Here is a 17842-nt window from a genome sequence, read left to right on the forward strand (position 1 = left end):
ATGCTATCATAAAGCATATCTCGATTAGTTTAATTTTGGAGTGACAGCATGAGCGAAAATGTAGGCTTTGCAGGTCAAATTGGCCCAGAACATTTGGTTCAAGTGGTTGAAAAAGGGTTTAAATCTGTGATCAATAACCGCCCAGATATGGAAGGTGGCGCAGAACAACCAACCAGCGCTCAAATTGAAGAAGCAGCACGTGTTGCAGGCCTAGATTACGTCTACCAACCTGTGGTTGCTGGTCAAATAACCGAAATGGATGTGCGCACTTTTGCCAATCATTTCAATGAGCTACCAAAACCTATTTTAATGTTCTGCCGTACAGGCAATCGCTCGAACAACTTATACCAACTGGCCAAACAAATGGACCTGTTAGATGACTAAACGGTTGTTTAAAAGTGTCATCTGCACTGCTCTTATTTTAACGAGCAGTGCATTGTGGGCGGCAATGAATAACCTGAGTCAAGCACTCAGCCCGCAGCTCAGCGTTTCAGGGGAAATGACCCAAGACAAGTTTCAACAGTTAATAAAACAAGGTTTTAAGTCGGTCATTGTCAACCGACCAGATCAAGAACAAGGCAATACCGTTCGCGTTGATCAACTGCGTAATATTGCGAAACAGTCCAAAGTCAGCGTAATTTACCAACCTGTTACCAGCAGTAAAATTTCTGAAACAGACGTGGTCGGAATTTGCTAAATATTATAATGAATTGCCCAAGCCTATTTTAATGGTCTGTAAGAGTGGTGCTCGCTCTAGTCTGCTGTTTAATCAGGCAAAACAACGAGGATTACTCCATGAATAAACTGTTGCTGCTTTTACTCTGCTGTACCTTAATGACAGCATGTAGTTCAATGAATGTACGTCCTACCGTTGGGGTAAGCGTTGGTACTGGCTTATAAGTCAAATGAAAGTAAAAACGGCATCTAGTGCCGTTTTTTTACAAAATATAATCATCTACAGCCCTGAATATGTTAACTATAGAATCTGTCTCGCTTAGATAAACGTTTGCTTATGTATGATCTGATTATTATTGGGGCTGGAACTGCGGGTATCGCAGCCTACCAACAAGCCGTGAAGTCCACACAAAATCTATTAATCATTAATGATGGGCCGTGGGACACTACTTGTGCACGTGTCGGCTGCATGCCGTCAAAAGTGCTAATTTCTACAGCAAATCGCATGCATGATATTCAACATGCGGATCGTGTCGGATTACAAGTAGAGTCAAAAATAGACCGCAGTCAGGTCATGCAACACGTACAAAAACTCCGTGATCGCTTTACTCATAATACCCTTAAAACCGTAGAGAGCTGGCCTGAGTCCCATAAAATTCAGGGCCGTGCTCGCTTTGTCAATTCAAAAACGGTCGAAGTTAATGGGCAACACTACCAAGCCAAAAGCTTTATTTTAGCTGTAGGCTCCACACCTAGCTTTGACCCAGTATGGAAGAATGAACTCGGTGATCGGCTCATCACCTCCGATCAAATCTTTGAACTCAATGCTTTACCCAAATCTTTAGCAGTGATTGGGAGTGGCGTCATCGCAATTGAACTTGCGCAAGCCATGCAACGACTTGGCGTCAATACCACTGTCTTTGCACGTAGTCGTAAAGTCAGTGTTCTGACTAGTCCTAAATTGCAGCAGTTAGCACAAACAGAAATTAGCACCGAACTTGAGATCAAGTTCGAAGTTTTACCCACAGAGGTTAAGTATATAAATAATCAAGTTGAACTTAGGTTTACTGAAAATGGTCAGCCTAAAACACTCAACGTTGATTACTTACTGGTTGCCACAGGACGAAGTAGTCTTTTAAATACCCTTAAACTCGAAAATATCGACACCTCATTCAAAGACTTAAAACATTTACCTGTTGATCCTGAAACCAAACAACTCGCCGACTATCCGATTTTTATCATTGGCGATGCACATACTGATACTCCACTACAGCATGAAGCCGCACACGAAGGTAAAGTCTCGGTCAAAAATGCATTAAATTTCCCTACTATAGAATCATGTAAGACCCTAATACCCTTAGGCATCGTTTTTAGTAGCCCAGAAATGGCAATGGTTGGACAAAACTTTAAGCAACTACAAAGTGCACCTATCAATTTTGTCATAGGCGAAGTCTCTTATGTCAAACAAGGGCGCGCATTAGTTTTAGGTAAAAACCATGGAGCTATCGAAGTGTATGTGGAGAAAAGTAGCCGTAAGCTACTAGGTGCTGAATTACTCACAGAGTCTACTGAACATTTGGCCCATTTACTGGCATGGATGATTGCAGAACAACTGACCGTCGATGAAATTTTGGAAAAACCGTTTTATCACCCAACCCTTGAAGAAGGTTTAAGAACGGCATTAAAACATGCACGTCGACAGCTAGATACGATACCTAAACTGCGAAATTCATGATTCATATTCTTTTAATAAGGTTTGCTGTGTGTAATTAAACGATTTCATCAACACTGTGCAGTGAACTATAAATCATTCGCGGCATAACGTTGATTTAACTACAAGACACACACCTTATTAGATTAGCGGTAAAGTTCTTATTTTAGTGCGTAACTTAACTGATCTAAGACACATTAATAACCGTAATAAACCATGTGTTGTAATACATAAGTCAGTCATTCCTGATCCATTTTGGTTCATAAATGGCTATTCTCTTCAAATAATTGCTTACTTGGCAAATAATTCCACCATATTCTTGCTTTTGTTTAGAGAATAAATTTATTAAGATTATAGAAAGCATGCCAACAAAACAAGTTAAAGCACATCAAGAAACGTTAAAAGGTGCTCTGTGATCTTGTTAAATATGACATAAAAACCAGAAAATGCTGGCTTTTTACCACTTAGGCCCTTATAAATGCATGTTCTCAGCTCTTCTGTTTTTTGTTTTAATAAATGGCGCATAAAAAAATCCCCCTCTGCATTAAGCGGAGGGGGATTTAGAATTAATGAGCTGGCGATGACTTACTCTCACATGGATAACTCCACACTACCATCAGCGCTAAGAGGTTTCACTTCTGAGTTCGGGAAGGGATCAGGTGGTTCACTCTTGCTATTGTCGCCAGCACAACTGTTTATGACTATTCGTTGGGTCTAACCTCAGAGCAGTGCTCTTCGTGCCTAACTTTCATCAAATGAGTTATTAACAGGTATATTTGAGTTGGATATTTTATCTAGCTTTATAACTAAATCAAGTTGTTTGCAGTGATTTGAACCACAACACCAACTGTTTGGGTGTTGTATAGTCAAGCCTCACGAGCAATTAGTATTGGTCAGCTTCACATATCACTATGCTTCCACATCCAACCTATCAACGTCGTAGTCTTCAACGGCTCTTTAGAGGACATAAAGTCCTAGGGAAATCTTATCTTGAGGTAGGCTTCCCGCTTAGATGCTTTCAGCGGTTATCCCTTCCGAACATAGCTACCCGGCGATGCGACTGGCGTCACAACCGGTACACCAGAGGTTCGTCCACTCTGGTCCTCTCGTACTAGGAGCAGATCCTCTCAAATTTCCAACGCCCACGGTAGATAGGGACCGAACTGTCTCACGACGTTCTAAACCCAGCTCGCGTACCTCTTTAAATGGCGAACAGCCATACCCTTGGGACCTGCTTCAGCCCCAGGATGAGATGAGCCGACATCGAGGTGCCAAACACCGCCGTCGATATGAACTCTTGGGCGGTATCAGCCTGTTATCCCCAGAGTACCTTTTATCCGTTGAGCGATGGCCCTTCCATACAGAACCACCGGATCACTAAGACCTACTTTCGTACCTGCTCGACTTGTGGGTCTCGCAGTTAAGCGCGCTTTTGCCTTTATACTCTACGCGTGATTTCCGACCACGCTGAGCGCACCTTCGTACTCCTCCGTTACTCTTTAGGAGGAGACCGCCCCAGTCAAACTACCCACCAGACATGGTCCTCGTCCCGGATAACGGGACAGAGTTAGAACCTCAATATTACCAGGGTGGTATTTCAAGATTGGCTCCACCGAAACTAGCGTCTCGGTTTCAAAGCCTCCCACCTATCCTACACAAGTAAGATCAAAGTTCAATGTCAAGCTGCAGTAAAGGTTCACGGGGTCTTTCCGTCTAGCCGCGGGTACACCGCATCTTCACGGCGAATTCGATTTCACTGAGTCTCTGCTGGAGACAGCGCCCCCATCATTATGCCATTCGTGCAGGTCGGAACTTACCCGACAAGGAATTTCGCTACCTTAGGACCGTTATAGTTACGGCCGCCGTTTACTGGGGCTTCGATCAAGAGCTTCGCTTACGCTAACCCCATCAATTAACCTTCCAGCACCGGGCAGGCATCACACCCTATACGTCCACTTTCGTGTTTGCAGAGTGCTATGTTTTTAATAAACAGTTGCAGGGGCCTGGTTTCTGTGGCTGCCAATAGCTCAAGGAGTAAATCCTATCACCGTCGGCAGCGTACCTTCTCCCGAAGTTACGGTACCATTTTGCCTAGTTCCTTCAGCAGAGTTCTCTCAAGCGCTTTGGTCTACTCGACCTGACCACCTGTGTCGGTTTCGGGTACGATTCCTATGTAACTGAAGCTTAGAGACTTTTCCTGGAAGCATGGTATCAGCCACTTCACTGTACAAGTACAGCTTGCTATCAGTTCTCAGCATAGAGTACCCCGGATTTGCCTAAGATACATGCCTACAACCTTCCACCTGGACAACCAACGCCAGGCTGACTTAACCTTCTCCGTCCTCTCATCGCATTACATAGAAGTATTGGAATATTAACCAATTTCCCATCGACTACGCCTCTCGGCCTCGCCTTAGGGGTCGACTCACCCAGCCCCGATTAACGTTGGACTGGAACCCTTGGTCTTTCAGCGTGCGAGTTTTTCACTCGCATTGTCGTTACTCACGTCAGCATTCGCACTTCTGATACCTCCAGCATACTTCTCAATACACCTTCATCGGCTTACAGAACGCTCCCCTACCACTTGCAATAAATTGCAAATCCGCAGCTTCGGCATATAGTTTTAGCCCCGTTACATCTTCCGCGCAGGCCGACTCGACTAGTGAGCTATTACGCTTTCTTTAAAGGGTGGCTGCTTCTAAGCCAACCTCCTAGCTGTCTATGCCTTCCCACATCGTTTCCCACTTAACTATAATTTTGGGGCCTTAGCTGGCGGTCTGGATTGTTTTCCTCTTGACTACGGACGTTAGCACCCGCAGTCTGTCTCCCGGATAGTACTCATTGGTATTCGGAGTTTGCATCGGTTTGGTAAGTCGGGATGACCCCCTAGCCGAAACAGTGCTCTACCCCCAATGGTATTCGTCCGAGGCGCTACCTAAATAGCTTTCGGGGAGAACCAGCTATCACCGAGTTTGATTAGCCTTTCACCCCTATCCACAAGTCATCCCCTGGCTTTTCAACGACAGTGGGTTCGGTCCTCCAGTTAGTGTTACCCAACCTTCAACCTGCTCATGGATAGATCACCCGGTTTCGGGTCTACACCCAGCAACTAAACGCCCTATTAAGACTCGATTTCTCTACGGCTCCCCTATGCGGTTAACCTTGCTACTGAATGTAAGTCGCTGACCCATTATACAAAAGGTACGCAGTCACCGAACAAGTCGGCTCCCACTGCTTGTATGCATGCGGTTTCAGGATCTATTTCACTCCCCTCACAGGGGTTCTTTTCGCCTTTCCCTCACGGTACTGGTTCACTATCGGTCAGTCAGGAGTATTTAGCCTTGGAGGATGGTCCCCCCATATTCAGACAAGGTTTCACGTGCCCCGCCCTACTCGACATCATCATATCAGCCCTTTCGTGTACAGGACTATCACCCACTATGGTTGCACTTCCCAGAGCATTCCACTAAAACTGATATGACTTAATGGGCTTTTCCCCGTTCGCTCGCCGCTACTGAGGGAATCTCAATTGATTTCTTTTCCTAAGGGTACTGAGATGTTTCACTTCCCCTCGTTCGCCTCGTATGACTATGTATTCATCATACGATACCTGCCTTATGACAGGTGGGTTTCCCCATTCAGAAATCTCCGGATCACAGGATATTTGCCGCCTCCCCGGAGCTTATCGCAGGCTATTACGTCTTTCATCGCCTCTGACTGCCAAGGCATCCACCACATGCACTTAATTACTTGACTATACAACCCCAAACAGTCGTTAATCCCTACAAGTAGGATTAAGACAGTCTATGATGATTTCTCATCACTTCCTTACAGTTTGTTGTTCTGTGTACTTAAACACTGTACAGCTTCAATTCAATTCACATACCAAAACGCTTGATTCAGTTAATTTCGCTAGTAACTCATTTCTTCAATCTTCATCAATCAGTAATAAATCACTGTTAATGTCGATCTTAAAAACGAGTATGAACAAATTATTTCAACTCAAATATATTCTGTTAATGATTTTTCCAGCCTTCGTCAGGTCAGGAAACTGTGATAAATCACAGAGATTAATAACAACGAAGCGCATTCTACGCTTTATTATCACTAAGCTCTATAAGCTATCAGTTCGTTTGCTTAATGTTTAACTCATTGCATCGCAATGAGTGGTGGAGACTAGGAGAGTCGAACTCCTGACCTCCTGCGTGCAAAGCAGGCGCTCTACCAACTAAGCTAAGTCCCCAGCTTATCAATAAGTCAATGTCTCTGTTTTTCTGTATTCAGCATTTAACAATGCTTGTTAGTCAGATTTGGTGGGTCTGACAAGACTTGAACTTGTGACCCCACGCTTATCAAGCGTGTGCTCTAACCAACTGAGCTACAGACCCTCAGATACATCGTCATGAAGAACAACTTGTTGTGGATTCTTACCAATCGTCAATCTTTCGTTAAGGAGGTGATCCAGCCGCAGGTTCCCCTACGGCTACCTTGTTACGACTTCACCCCAGTCATCGGCCACACCGTGGTAAGCGTCCTCCTTGCGGTTAGACTACCTACTTCTGGTGCAACAAATTCCCATGGTGTGACGGGCGGTGTGTACAAGGCCCGGGAACGTATTCACCGCGGCATTCTGATCCGCGATTACTAGCGATTCCGACTTCATGGAGTCGAGTTGCAGACTCCAATCCGGACTACGATCGGCTTTTTGAGATTAGCATCCTATCGCTAGGTAGCAACCCTTTGTACCGACCATTGTAGCACGTGTGTAGCCCTGGTCGTAAGGGCCATGATGACTTGACGTCGTCCCCGCCTTCCTCCAGTTTGTCACTGGCAGTATCCTTAAAGTTCCCGGCTTAACCCGCTGGCAAATAAGGAAAAGGGTTGCGCTCGTTGCGGGACTTAACCCAACATCTCACGACACGAGCTGACGACAGCCATGCAGCACCTGTATGTAAGTTCCCGAAGGCACCAATCCATCTCTGGAAAGTTCTTACTATGTCAAGACCAGGTAAGGTTCTTCGCGTTGCATCGAATTAAACCACATGCTCCACCGCTTGTGCGGGCCCCCGTCAATTCATTTGAGTTTTAGTCTTGCGACCGTACTCCCCAGGCGGTCTACTTATCGCGTTAGCTGCGCCACTAAAGCCTCAAAGGCCCCAACGGCTAGTAGACATCGTTTACGGCATGGACTACCAGGGTATCTAATCCTGTTTGCTCCCCATGCTTTCGTACCTCAGCGTCAGTATTAGGCCAGATGGCTGCCTTCGCCATCGGTATTCCTCCAGATCTCTACGCATTTCACCGCTACACCTGGAATTCTACCATCCTCTCCCATACTCTAGCTTCCCAGTATCGAATGCAATTCCTAAGTTAAGCTCAGGGATTTCACATCCGACTTAAGAAGCCGCCTACGCACGCTTTACGCCCAGTAAATCCGATTAACGCTCGCACCCTCTGTATTACCGCGGCTGCTGGCACAGAGTTAGCCGGTGCTTATTCTGCGAGTAACGTCCACTATCCTAGAGTATTAATCCAAGTAGCCTCCTCCTCGCTTAAAGTGCTTTACAACCAAAAGGCCTTCTTCACACACGCGGCATGGCTGGATCAGGCTTGCGCCCATTGTCCAATATTCCCCACTGCTGCCTCCCGTAGGAGTCTGGGCCGTGTCTCAGTCCCAGTGTGGCGGATCATCCTCTCAGACCCGCTACAGATCGTCGCCTTGGTAGGCCTTTACCCCACCAACTAGCTAATCTGACTTAGGCTCATCTATTAGCGCAAGGTCCGAAGATCCCCTGCTTTCCCCCGTAGGGCGTATGCGGTATTAGCATTCCTTTCGGAATGTTGTCCCCCACTAATAGGCAGATTCCTAAGCATTACTCACCCGTCCGCCGCTAGGTCAGGTAGCAAGCTACCTTTCCCCGCTCGACTTGCATGTGTTAAGCCTGCCGCCAGCGTTCAATCTGAGCCATGATCAAACTCTTCAGTTAAAAATCATTAGTAGCTTATGGCTACAAATCTTGGCTCATCAATTTTCTGACAAATATTTCTCAAATAAACTTCGAGTAATTTCTACCATCAATCAATGAAATATTTTCGATCGATCAATTAGTAAAAATCCACACAAGTTGTTCTTCATAATCTCTTAATGATCTTCTTGCTGATTCGTCATCAGCAAGCTAGGTCGGCTATACTACTCTCTTTCAAGAAGAAGTCAACTGGTTTTATTAATTATTTTTAAACTTATTCAAGACTTTCAGATTCTACCGCTTGGGCTAAATCCTTGTTTCTCAACAAGTTTTAATCAACATCACCGCCGATGGATGTGCATTCTACAGCATTTCTAATCCAACACAACCCCCTTTATTCAATTATTTATAAAAAAACTTCCACTTGTTTATTTATTCAGCAAAATGACGCTTTTTTCTTATTTTTTGAGTGAAAAGGGAACAATTTCTCCAATTTCATTTCGATTTTTTTCTTGCGATTTTTTTTCTTGCCACTTTAATGCACGACAATCCACATATTCACAATAACCACTTTCGCCCTGTTCCTCATAATTATCCATTTTGAGTTGATATTTAAAGCTACCTACATAACCCGCAGCTAAACCAAATTTAAAATCACCACGACTTTGAGCATAAATATGAATGTTATGTCCACGCTCATCTTGATAATGCCATTCAAACTCTCGCGGTAAATACATTTTTTGCCCATTGGGAGTTTTCACAGCAGGATAAACACGATGAACTTGAAAGCAAACCATCCGATCAAACATATGGGTTTGTTGTTTTTGCAAATCACGTATATAGATACGTGACTGCACAATTCGATTAAACGAATCTCGAATTTGTTCTAACAATAGTTGACGCTGATCTACTAGATTAATGACTTGATATGTGAAAAACGCTAAGGGTAAATAACTAAAGTCGATGCTGCGCGCGTATTCAAAAGCACCCAACTGATCAATGTCATAGCGCTGTTCTTTATATTTAACTTCTCCCTGACATCGACACAATACAGACCAATGCTCAGCAAGACCAAAACGCAATTTGGTGAAATGTGAGATCAGTGGTGTTGTTGTTATTTCAATTTCAAAACTCAATTCTGTGTCTTTTCTTTGAATTTGAAATTTTGGGAATGCCCCCATGAGCTGTTCTTTATTGGCAAATTTAAATGTTTTTTCTTGAAATGAACATTCCGCAGAAATTGAATAGCGGTTCAGTTGCCCTGCCATATGTGGACTACTACTGGCCAATACGGTCGCGGTATCTAAGGGTGTAGTTCTGATTGCACTGTTATTCCGAAACATGGGCGTATTGGGCTGACCAATCATGCTCAAAAAATTTAAATAATGTAATGGTGCTGGAAGATTGGGAATGGTTAAAGCTTGATGAATAATTTTATATTTTTTATTGGGTGGGTGATAAGCTGGAAGTGACCGTGAAGGAGCCTGATTAAGTTGTTTAGACTGATCGAGAAAATCTTGAAACAACCACATATCATACTCCTTCTACATATCATTAACTCATGATGGGCTGTGCTGACGTCGTGCTAAAAACGTAGTAACAAAGCCAGATAGTGCATAAATCAAAGAAATAGCTAAAATACCCACAGGGATATTGTAAGTCATTGCAGCAAAAATAAAGACCGCAATAGGAAGGACAAAAAATGGTACTCGCTTACGATCTACCGTTTTAAATGAATAATATTTAATATTCGAAATCATGAGGAGTCCGACAGACACAATCACTGCTGCGCTGATGGCTTGAATCCCCCGCTCACGAATATCAAAAATTTCGGGGAAATCGAGTCCGACCCAAACCAATGAAATAATAATAATCGCAGCAAGTGGACTAGCTACACCAATAAAGTAACGCTTATCGACCACACCGATTTGCACATTAAAACGAGCTAGACGGAACGCAGCACAGGCGGTGTAGACAAAGCAACACGCCAAACCTATACGACCGAGCGAATCCAAACTCCAGCTATACATCAAAATAGCGGGTGCAACACCGAATGCTAATAGATCCGATAAAGAATCATACTGCTCACCAAAAGCGCTCTGTGCACCAATTGCTCGTGCAACGCGACCGTCCAAGCCATCCAACAACGCTGCCAAGAAAATGGCATAAATCGCTTGCTGGAAGTTGCCATTCATACTGGCAATGATGGAATAAAAGCCTGACAACAACGCTGCAGTTGTAATCAGGTTCGGCCACAAATAAATACCTCGACGTTTTACCTTTTGACCTTCCTGTGTGTGCTCTTCTTCTTCTACCTCAAAAGTAATCCCATCAAAAGTAGGCGTACTGCGGGGTGAAGATTCGCTTTCAGGTTTATTTATATTTGTCATTCTCTGTCGATCCTAATGTAGCCTTTTCTCTTATAGTCTATCTTTATTCGCCAACTAACCAACGAACAGCAGCATGACCACCATTTTCACTCATACGCAAATGCGGGAATAACCATTGTAGCGCTTCATCTGCATCTTCAGAAAACTTCCAAGGTGGGTTAATCACCAACAGACCACAACCATTTAAGCCCACTGGGGTATCATCTGGCCAAACACATACTTCACAGATCAACTGACGGCGAATACCGGTTTTAATCATTTTCTTTTCAAAACGGTCAATCATGGCGCGGTCTTTGATTGGATACCAAATTGCAAACACACCCGTTGGCCATTTTTTATATGCAGTCGCTATGAGATCAACCAATTGAGGGAAATCTTTACGCTCCACTTCGTAAGGTGGATCAATCATCACCAAACCGCGTTTTTCTTTGGGTGGAATAACGCCAAATAGCCCTTCATACGCATCGCGCTCATGTAAGCCCGCGCGTTTGTCACGAACGTTGTAATACAACTGTTGGAATACATCACGTTGCATTTCAAAAATAGTGGCTTTATCGATTTCGCGCATGCCTTCCAATGCAAACCATGGCGAACCTGGATAAGCACCTTTGCCTGAACCTTCACGCATTTTTTCAACAATTTTTAAATACTGCTGAACACCTTCAGGCGCATTACGCTTAATCGAGTCATCAAGTTTTACTAAACGGTGAATACCATTTAAAAACTCACCCGACTTTTGTGCTTCTGAAGTCGATAAATCATATTTACCAGCACCGCCATGCGTATCAATATAACGATACGGTTTATCTTTTTGATTGAGGCGAGTCAAAATCTGAAGCAAAAGGACATGCTTCATGACATCTGCAAAGTTACCTGCATGGAAGTGGTGACGGTAATTCATGTTTCTATCATTCCTAAAATCAATGAGTATTTTAGCATGAAAAATAGTTTCGTTCAGATTGCTTTCATACACTAGAATAACCGTGGCTTTTCTTTGTCTTTTTTAGGTTAATGTAATGGAAGCAGTTCTTCTCCCAAAGTCTTGGAATGTTGATCAAATCCTAGATGATTTAGATCAACATGGTTTTGCCATCATTGATGACGCCTACTCTAATGACTATGTACATCAACTCATTGAAGAATGTACTTCGAACTTAAACCGCTTTCGTGAAGCTGCTATTCAAAACGGTGTCATCAGCAAGATCCGTAGTGATCACATTTTATGGCTAAATCCCGAGCTCGTTATTTCCAATCAACATGTTCAAGCCCTTTTTAGTTTGGGTCAGGAACTAAATCGTGCTTTTTATCTCGGTATTCGAGACGTCGAAGCGCATTTTGCTTGCTATAACGCTGGCGAGTTTTATGCCCTACACCGTGATAATCCTCAAGGTAAAAATGGCCGCATGATTTCTACGGTTTATTATTTACACGAAGACTGGCAAGACGATTGGGGCGGTGAACTTCATCTGCAAGATAAAAATGACATTTGGCATGTACTACAACCCAAACCGAATCGTATTGCATTGTTTCAAAGTGACTTACTGCATGAGGTCTTAGAAGCTAAACATCAGCGTTTATCGATTACTGGATGGTTACGGAGTGACAGTACAATCCTGTGATTCAAGCAAAAAGACTTTAAATTGTAAGAAGTATCCTCATATACTGAACATCAATTGATGAGGATGTAACCGATGCGTGCCAGCAGTCAACAAATTATTCAGCGTATTGGTGAAACAGATCAACTCTACCTACAAGGCAATAGCCCTGAATTAGCCCTTGAGCGTGCTGATTTGCGCTTACAGTTGGTCACCCTGAGCCAACTACGCCAAGAGCAAGTCCACTTTTTACAAGAAGCGGTGGTATTACTTGAGCAAGGTCGAATTGAGTTTGAGGAAATGCCTCTGTCTTTGTACCTCAATTTGTCTTTGCACCTTGCCAAGGCTTATATGCTGTACTTTGAAATCACCAAAGAAGATCGCTTTGCTTTGATTACACAGCAAATTTTAAAACCATTGACCAGCTATGGTCAGGGCGATATTTACCTGTTTTTGGCCTATGCCTCGGTCAGTCGAAAAGAGTTGGCATTGGCACGACACTGGCTTGGCAAATATGCGAAAAGTACCGAGTTTGATTTCGTTTTACTACGTGAACATGCCGCTTTTGTTGACCTTCATCAAGAAGATTGGTTTATCAAGCTGATGCAAAGTAAATTGCACTAAAATGTACAAATAAAAAAACGCCTGAAATCAGGCGTTTTCTTATGGGTCAATTCTACTATTCAAATGACAATGGCATAAAATCAATTTAGGCAGTTTGAAGTTTATAAGCATCGAGATGTAGCTGTTGATTAAGTTCATCAACCATAATCGCCCAATCATCATCTTGAACCAAATGACTGATTAATAGCGCACGTTGAGCGGAATTCCAAAACGGTGCATCGTGTAAAGACTGATGAGCAGGAAGTTGATGCGTACGAATATATAACTCGATGGCAGCCGCACTATTGGCGAGTCCCAGTTGCGAAAATAAAAGCTCTAAGGATGGTTTATGTTGACTGAGCATCTCGGCCTCCTTATCAATACAATTGTCAATTATTATTGAATTAACTTATATGTATTTTCTAAAAAAACCTAGTGATAAAACTAGGTTTGTTGTTTCAATTTGTGATTATAAATGACACGATCCTGAAAGCGTATGTTCTGTATGCAATTGTTCATTTAACAGGTCGACCACCATTGCCCATTCATCATCTTTTTTCCAATTACTGATAATGAAGTCATGCTGTGCTTTTGACCAAAAGGGTGCTTTATGCAATGGAACGTCTGAAGTAAGTTGGTGTGTTTCAATAAACTGATCGATTGCTTCCGCACTCGCATCAAGCCCCAATTGTTCAAATAAAAGTTCTAAAGTCGGTTGTTGGTCAAACATCATTGTTCTCCTCAAGCTCTGATCATGCCCTTTTAGAATAAACCTTTGGCCATCTATGCTCAGTTGTATCTACATCACAGCATGTTATTTTTTGTTCAATAAATACCCCATATAAAAAAGCACCCCAAATGGAGTGCTTTTTCAAAACAGATCTTTAACAGATCAGTTTTTAATTATTTAAGCATGTCAGCAATTGCTGCGCGCTCTTCTTCAAGTTCTTGAAGAGTTTTGTCCATACGCTCACGGCTGAACGCATCGATTTCTAGGCCTTCAACACGTGTGTATTCGCCATTTTCGCAAGTTACAGGAACACCATACATTACGCCTTCAGGAATACCATAAGAACCGTCAGAAGGAATACCCATCGTTACCCATTCGCCATTTGTGCCAAGCGCCCAATCGCGCATATGGTCGATAGCAGCGTTCGCAGCTGAAGCAGCTGAAGACAAACCACGCGCTTCGATAATCGCAGCACCACGTTTACCAACAGTTGGAAGGAATACATTCGCGTTCCAGTCAGCATCGTTGATTTTGTCTTTTAAGCTTTCGCCATTTGCAGTTGCAAAACGGTAGTCAGCATACATCGTTGGAGAGTGGTTACCCCAAACAGTCATGTTTTTGATGTCTGCTACAGCAACACCCGCTTTTTGAGCAATTTGAGTCAACGCACGGTTGTGGTCAAGACGTAGCATTGCTGTGAAGTTTTTCGCTGGAAGATCTGGAGCAGATTTCATTGCGATGTAAGCATTTGTATTTGCAGGGTTACCTACAACAAGTACTTTAACGTCACGGCTAGCAACTTCGTTTAGTGCTTGACCTTGACCGATGAAGATTTCACCGTTCACTTTCAATAAGTCAGCACGTTCCATACCAGGACCACGTGGACGTGAACCAACCAATAACGCGTAGTCAGCATCTTTAAATGCAACTTTTGGATCATCAGTACCGATCATGCCAGCCAATAATGGGAAAGCACAGTCGTCTAATTCCATCATTACGCCTTTAAGCGCAGCTTGAGCTTTCTCAAAAGGAACTTCTAACAATTGCAGAATAACTGGTTGGTCTTTACCTAACATTTCGCCACTAGCGATACGGAATAATAGGCTATAACCGATTTGACCAGCAGCGCCAGTAACGGCAACGCGAACAGGTTGCTTCATGTACTTATCTCCATTTGAGGAACGTTATATGATTAAATAGCTGTTCTATCTAATCTTAATAATCATAAACGGCAAAGATTGTACTCCAATACTTTGGCAGATGCATGTAAAAGAGAATGAATTCCAACAAAAGTATGATAGGAAATATAAATTAATTTAGGGAAAGAGATTAGTAAGAACCCTTGATCGCAAAAGAATTTGGGCAGTTTTCTTGTATATTCTCTGCACAGCCTTTGTACTGACCATTGGGTTTATAACAAACTTTGACTTCGGTCAAAATATTGGTTTGACGGTGAGTACGGCAGCTAAAACGTAGCCCGCTTGCAGGCAGTCCAGGATTTAGACGTTGGAACTGCCCACGTAAGCTATGCAGTTGCGCAGTTTTATTTTCAGATGAAGTCAAATCTGCGGGAATTTTTAAACGTTCTGCATAATTAATCACGTTACGGAAATATTGACTGGCACTCATCGGCACACATCCCCCAATTTCTGCCCACAACTGGCGACGTGCATGCTCATCGGGCATGACTCTCGCCACCACTTTGGCCTGAAGTGGTGACAGCACTGCTGAGGAATTGGTCTGACACTCTCGTGTCGTGGTTTCAGGATACAATCCAGTGATGTTGAGCGAATAGCCTTCCAAACATTTCCGTTTCTTTGAGCCTTGATTATCGAACAAACACACGGCGGGTGTCATTTGAACTTCCATCACATAGCCAAACACGGTCGGTGTTGCATGGGCTGATGTCGCAAAAAATCCCATAACAATACCGCTGCTGATCAATAGCAGAAGCTTTTGCGTTAAGACTGATTGGGATGACATCAAAACCATAAAATGCCTAGGCCTTTATTATTGACTTCTAAAAGGAATATTTTGCATGCGCTGGGTGATTGACTGTGGGCCCTGTCCAAGCAGCACACCATAATGGGTCGCATTACTCATGACATGCTTGACGTAATCACGAGTTTCAGTCAGAGGAATACTTTCTGTGTATTGATCCGCCGCAATCGGCTGATTTTCAGGCTGCCAACGACGCGCACGATTTGGCCCTGCGTTATAACCTGCGGTGGCAAGTACAGGACTGTTGCTTAATTGGCTTTGAATCATGGACAAGTAAAATGTGCCATAACGAACATTGGTATTCATATCACTCAGTGCAGCAGGATTATAGGTTTCACCCATTTGTCTAGCGACCAGTTTTGCCGTATCTGGCATGATCTGCATCAAACCACCTGCCCCCACATGCGAGCGAGCATGGGTAACAAATCGGCTTTCTTGTCGCATTAACCCATACGCCCATGCAGGATCTATGCCTGCATTGCGACTATGACTGACCACATAGCTTTGATGCGGCATGGCATAACGATAACTGTAGTTATGTTGCTTGACGGTTCGATCAGCTGCATAGATCGCGCGGTCATACCATCCCATTTCTGTTGCACGTTTGGCAGCAGCCAAAATTAAGCCATCATCTTGTTTTAAATAAGCTTGTCGAACCGCCCAATTCCATTCACGGTTGACATAATTGTCTGGCGCATTGACGTTGCGCAGTGCAAAAGCGCGGCTAAAGTGAATATCTTGACTCAAACGCTGCGCATCCGCATTGCTCGGTTGGGTATTGGCTGGAATCGTTTGATAACCTTGACCAATACGATCTTTTGCCAATAAGTTATGATAATCGTCACCTACTGACAATTTTTTGAAGATCTCGCGCGCCAGTGTTTTTGACTTTGCATCACCACGCTGTTCTGAAGCACGGGCTAACCAATATTGCCAGCGGTCTTCTTGTTTTTGCGTCACACTCATGCCATCAATGGCACGAATGACACTCTCCCATGCGCCGAAACGAATGGCTTGGCGTGCATAGATTTCAGCTTCTTCTTCACTCAGTGCTAAACCATAGCTCCGATCGAAGGCTTGCAACACTTCCACATTAAAATTGTTTTTCATAACGGTTGTGCCACCGATATACCCCACAGCGCGATACAACGCTTTTTGCACCGACTCAGGTGTTCCTTCTGCAGCACGCTTGACCGACGCCAGTGCAGTATTTAGATCACTGTCGGCTAAACGGCCAATGGCATAAATTAAATACGCTTGATCTGCCGCCGACGCTTTCGGTGCGGACCAGAGATAGTTCAGTGGATCGGCTTGAATGCTATTCAGCTGGGCCAAAGACAGATTCATGCCAATGGTTTGTGCGGTTGCAATCGCTTGACCTGACTGCCCTGCACGTAGCTGTGACCATAGACGTTGTTGTTTGTCTTGTTCCGTCATCAGTGGACTAGACAACATCATGCGCCCCAGCCCTGCACAAGACTCAGGCTGTGAATTGGTCGTGAGCCAAACATCTTTATATTCGGCAAAAACCAAAGGATCGCCTGACTTGGCCCGGACTTGCGCCATAGCACAGCTTTCTGCGCGATCTGCATTGGACACATAGGCCAATACTGGCTGCGCGGAAGCAAAGTCGGCCATTTTGACTTTTTCTTCAATGTAATCTGCTGCTAACTTCTCAGCCATGGCAGATTGCGGATAGCGTTGTGCAAATCCGACAATGTTCGCCGCAGGTTGCAACGCCAAATTACTGTTAAGTACCCAATATTCAGGATAATAGCCCAGCACATCACCCTGCATACTACTTTGATATTGTTGTAATAAACCAACATTGCCAGCATTTGCTGCACGCAAGGCATTATTAAACTGTTCATCTGCGGCATATGTCGCTGCAGATAGACCTAAGGCAGCCACACCCAACGCAAACACTTGATAATATTTATTCTGTAATCGTTTTAACATGGGTTTGCCTTCAGTCATCTTTGGATTGCCTAGTCTCGTCTCATCATTTTCATTAGTTTAATAACTCATAACAGGCTCTATTGTTCTCTTATGTAACCTTATGATTAGACAATATTAATTTTCCTGCATTTTCGCTTCACAAATCAATCTTTTTAGCTTCAGATTTAAAGCTATAAGTTTATTCAGATTTCCTGCTAAAATATGCGCCTTTC

Annotated in this window: 12 protein-coding genes, 2 tRNA genes, 3 rRNA genes and 1 pseudogene; 5 read left to right on the plus strand and 13 right to left on the minus strand. The window is 43.6% G+C overall.

Annotated elements, in window-relative coordinates; genetic code table 11:
• Window positions 1–48: 48 nt before the first annotated feature.
• From AC4CUX_RS04690 to AC4CUX_RS04700, 3 genes and pseudogenes are all read left to right on the plus strand, one after another.
• On the plus strand, window positions 49–384 hold the full coding sequence (locus AC4CUX_RS04690; protein ID WP_010327560.1) for a protein tyrosine phosphatase family protein: 336 nt from the start codon (window positions 49–51) through the stop codon (window positions 382–384).
• A pseudogene (locus AC4CUX_RS04695) lies at window positions 377–803 on the plus strand (protein tyrosine phosphatase family protein). Before AC4CUX_RS04690 ends, AC4CUX_RS04695 begins: the two are co-directional and overlap by 8 nt.
• Before the next feature lie 209 nt (window positions 804–1012).
• The gene (locus AC4CUX_RS04700; RefSeq protein WP_178928812.1) at window positions 1013–2410 is read left to right on the plus strand and encodes a dihydrolipoyl dehydrogenase; all 1398 of its coding nucleotides are present in this window, start codon (window positions 1013–1015) and stop codon (window positions 2408–2410) included.
• 548 nt (window positions 2411–2958) lie between these two features.
• Here the strand turns inward: AC4CUX_RS04700 and rrf are convergent.
• From rrf to AC4CUX_RS04740, 8 genes are all read right to left on the minus strand, one after another.
• A 5S ribosomal RNA gene (gene rrf, locus AC4CUX_RS04705) occupies window positions 2959–3073 on the minus strand.
• A 175-nt stretch (window positions 3074–3248) separates the two neighbouring features.
• Window positions 3249–6142: ribosomal RNA gene (locus AC4CUX_RS04710) — 23S ribosomal RNA — on the minus strand.
• A gap of 411 nt (window positions 6143–6553) precedes the next feature.
• Window positions 6554–6629: transfer RNA gene (locus tag AC4CUX_RS04715), tRNA-Ala, on the minus strand.
• Window positions 6630–6697: 68 nt separating this feature from the next.
• Window positions 6698–6774, minus strand: a tRNA-Ile gene (locus AC4CUX_RS04720).
• A 61-nt stretch (window positions 6775–6835) separates the two neighbouring features.
• Window positions 6836–8373 (minus strand): 16S ribosomal RNA (locus AC4CUX_RS04725).
• The 16S, 23S and 5S rRNA genes sit together here with 2 tRNA genes alongside, the layout of an rRNA operon.
• A gap of 437 nt (window positions 8374–8810) precedes the next feature.
• Complete coding sequence (locus AC4CUX_RS04730) at window positions 8811–9884, minus strand: DUF6670 family protein (protein WP_178904418.1); 1074 nt, start codon at window positions 9882–9884, stop codon at window positions 8811–8813.
• A gap of 27 nt (window positions 9885–9911) precedes the next feature.
• Window positions 9912–10742, minus strand: a complete 831-nt coding sequence (pssA, locus tag AC4CUX_RS04735) for a CDP-diacylglycerol--serine O-phosphatidyltransferase (RefSeq protein ID WP_178928603.1) — start codon at window positions 10740–10742, stop codon at window positions 9912–9914.
• Window positions 10743–10785: 43 nt separating this feature from the next.
• Complete coding sequence (locus AC4CUX_RS04740) at window positions 10786–11643, minus strand: 23S rRNA (adenine(2030)-N(6))-methyltransferase RlmJ (protein WP_004691214.1); 858 nt, start codon at window positions 11641–11643, stop codon at window positions 10786–10788.
• 115 nt (window positions 11644–11758) lie between these two features.
• Here AC4CUX_RS04740 and AC4CUX_RS04745 point away from each other — a divergent pair, with 115 nt between their 5' ends.
• Both AC4CUX_RS04745 and AC4CUX_RS04750 read left to right on the plus strand, forming a co-directional pair.
• Window positions 11759–12361 (plus strand): 2OG-Fe(II) oxygenase, encoded by a 603-nt coding sequence (locus AC4CUX_RS04745; RefSeq protein ID WP_010327563.1) that lies wholly within the window; start codon window positions 11759–11761, stop codon window positions 12359–12361.
• 72 nt (window positions 12362–12433) lie between these two features.
• Window positions 12434–12961, plus strand: a complete 528-nt coding sequence (locus tag AC4CUX_RS04750; RefSeq protein ID WP_010327564.1) for a hypothetical protein — start codon at window positions 12434–12436, stop codon at window positions 12959–12961.
• 85 nt (window positions 12962–13046) lie between these two features.
• Here the strand turns inward: AC4CUX_RS04750 and AC4CUX_RS04755 are convergent, their stop codons facing one another.
• From AC4CUX_RS04755 to AC4CUX_RS04775, 5 genes are all read right to left on the minus strand, one after another.
• The gene (locus tag AC4CUX_RS04755; RefSeq protein WP_004691219.1) at window positions 13047–13304 is read right to left on the minus strand and encodes a DUF2789 family protein; all 258 of its coding nucleotides are present in this window, start codon (window positions 13302–13304) and stop codon (window positions 13047–13049) included.
• A 105-nt stretch (window positions 13305–13409) separates the two neighbouring features.
• Window positions 13410–13670, minus strand: coding sequence for a DUF2789 family protein (locus tag AC4CUX_RS04760; protein WP_004691222.1), 261 nt, complete (start codon window positions 13668–13670; stop codon window positions 13410–13412).
• A gap of 173 nt (window positions 13671–13843) precedes the next feature.
• Window positions 13844–14830 (minus strand): malate dehydrogenase, encoded by a 987-nt coding sequence (locus tag AC4CUX_RS04765; protein WP_010327565.1) that lies wholly within the window; start codon window positions 14828–14830, stop codon window positions 13844–13846.
• A 169-nt stretch (window positions 14831–14999) separates the two neighbouring features.
• A complete protein-coding gene (locus AC4CUX_RS04770; RefSeq protein ID WP_125280235.1) occupies window positions 15000–15662 on the minus strand; it encodes a ribonuclease T2 family protein in 663 nt (220 codons plus the stop codon).
• An 18-nt stretch (window positions 15663–15680) separates the two neighbouring features.
• Window positions 15681–17648: a lytic transglycosylase domain-containing protein gene (locus AC4CUX_RS04775; protein WP_490792219.1), complete on the minus strand. Its 1968-nt coding sequence runs from the start codon at window positions 17646–17648 to the stop codon at window positions 15681–15683.
• Window positions 17649–17842: the final 194 nt, after the last annotated feature.

This window comes from Acinetobacter sp. 231_lipA, assembly GCF_058243005.1.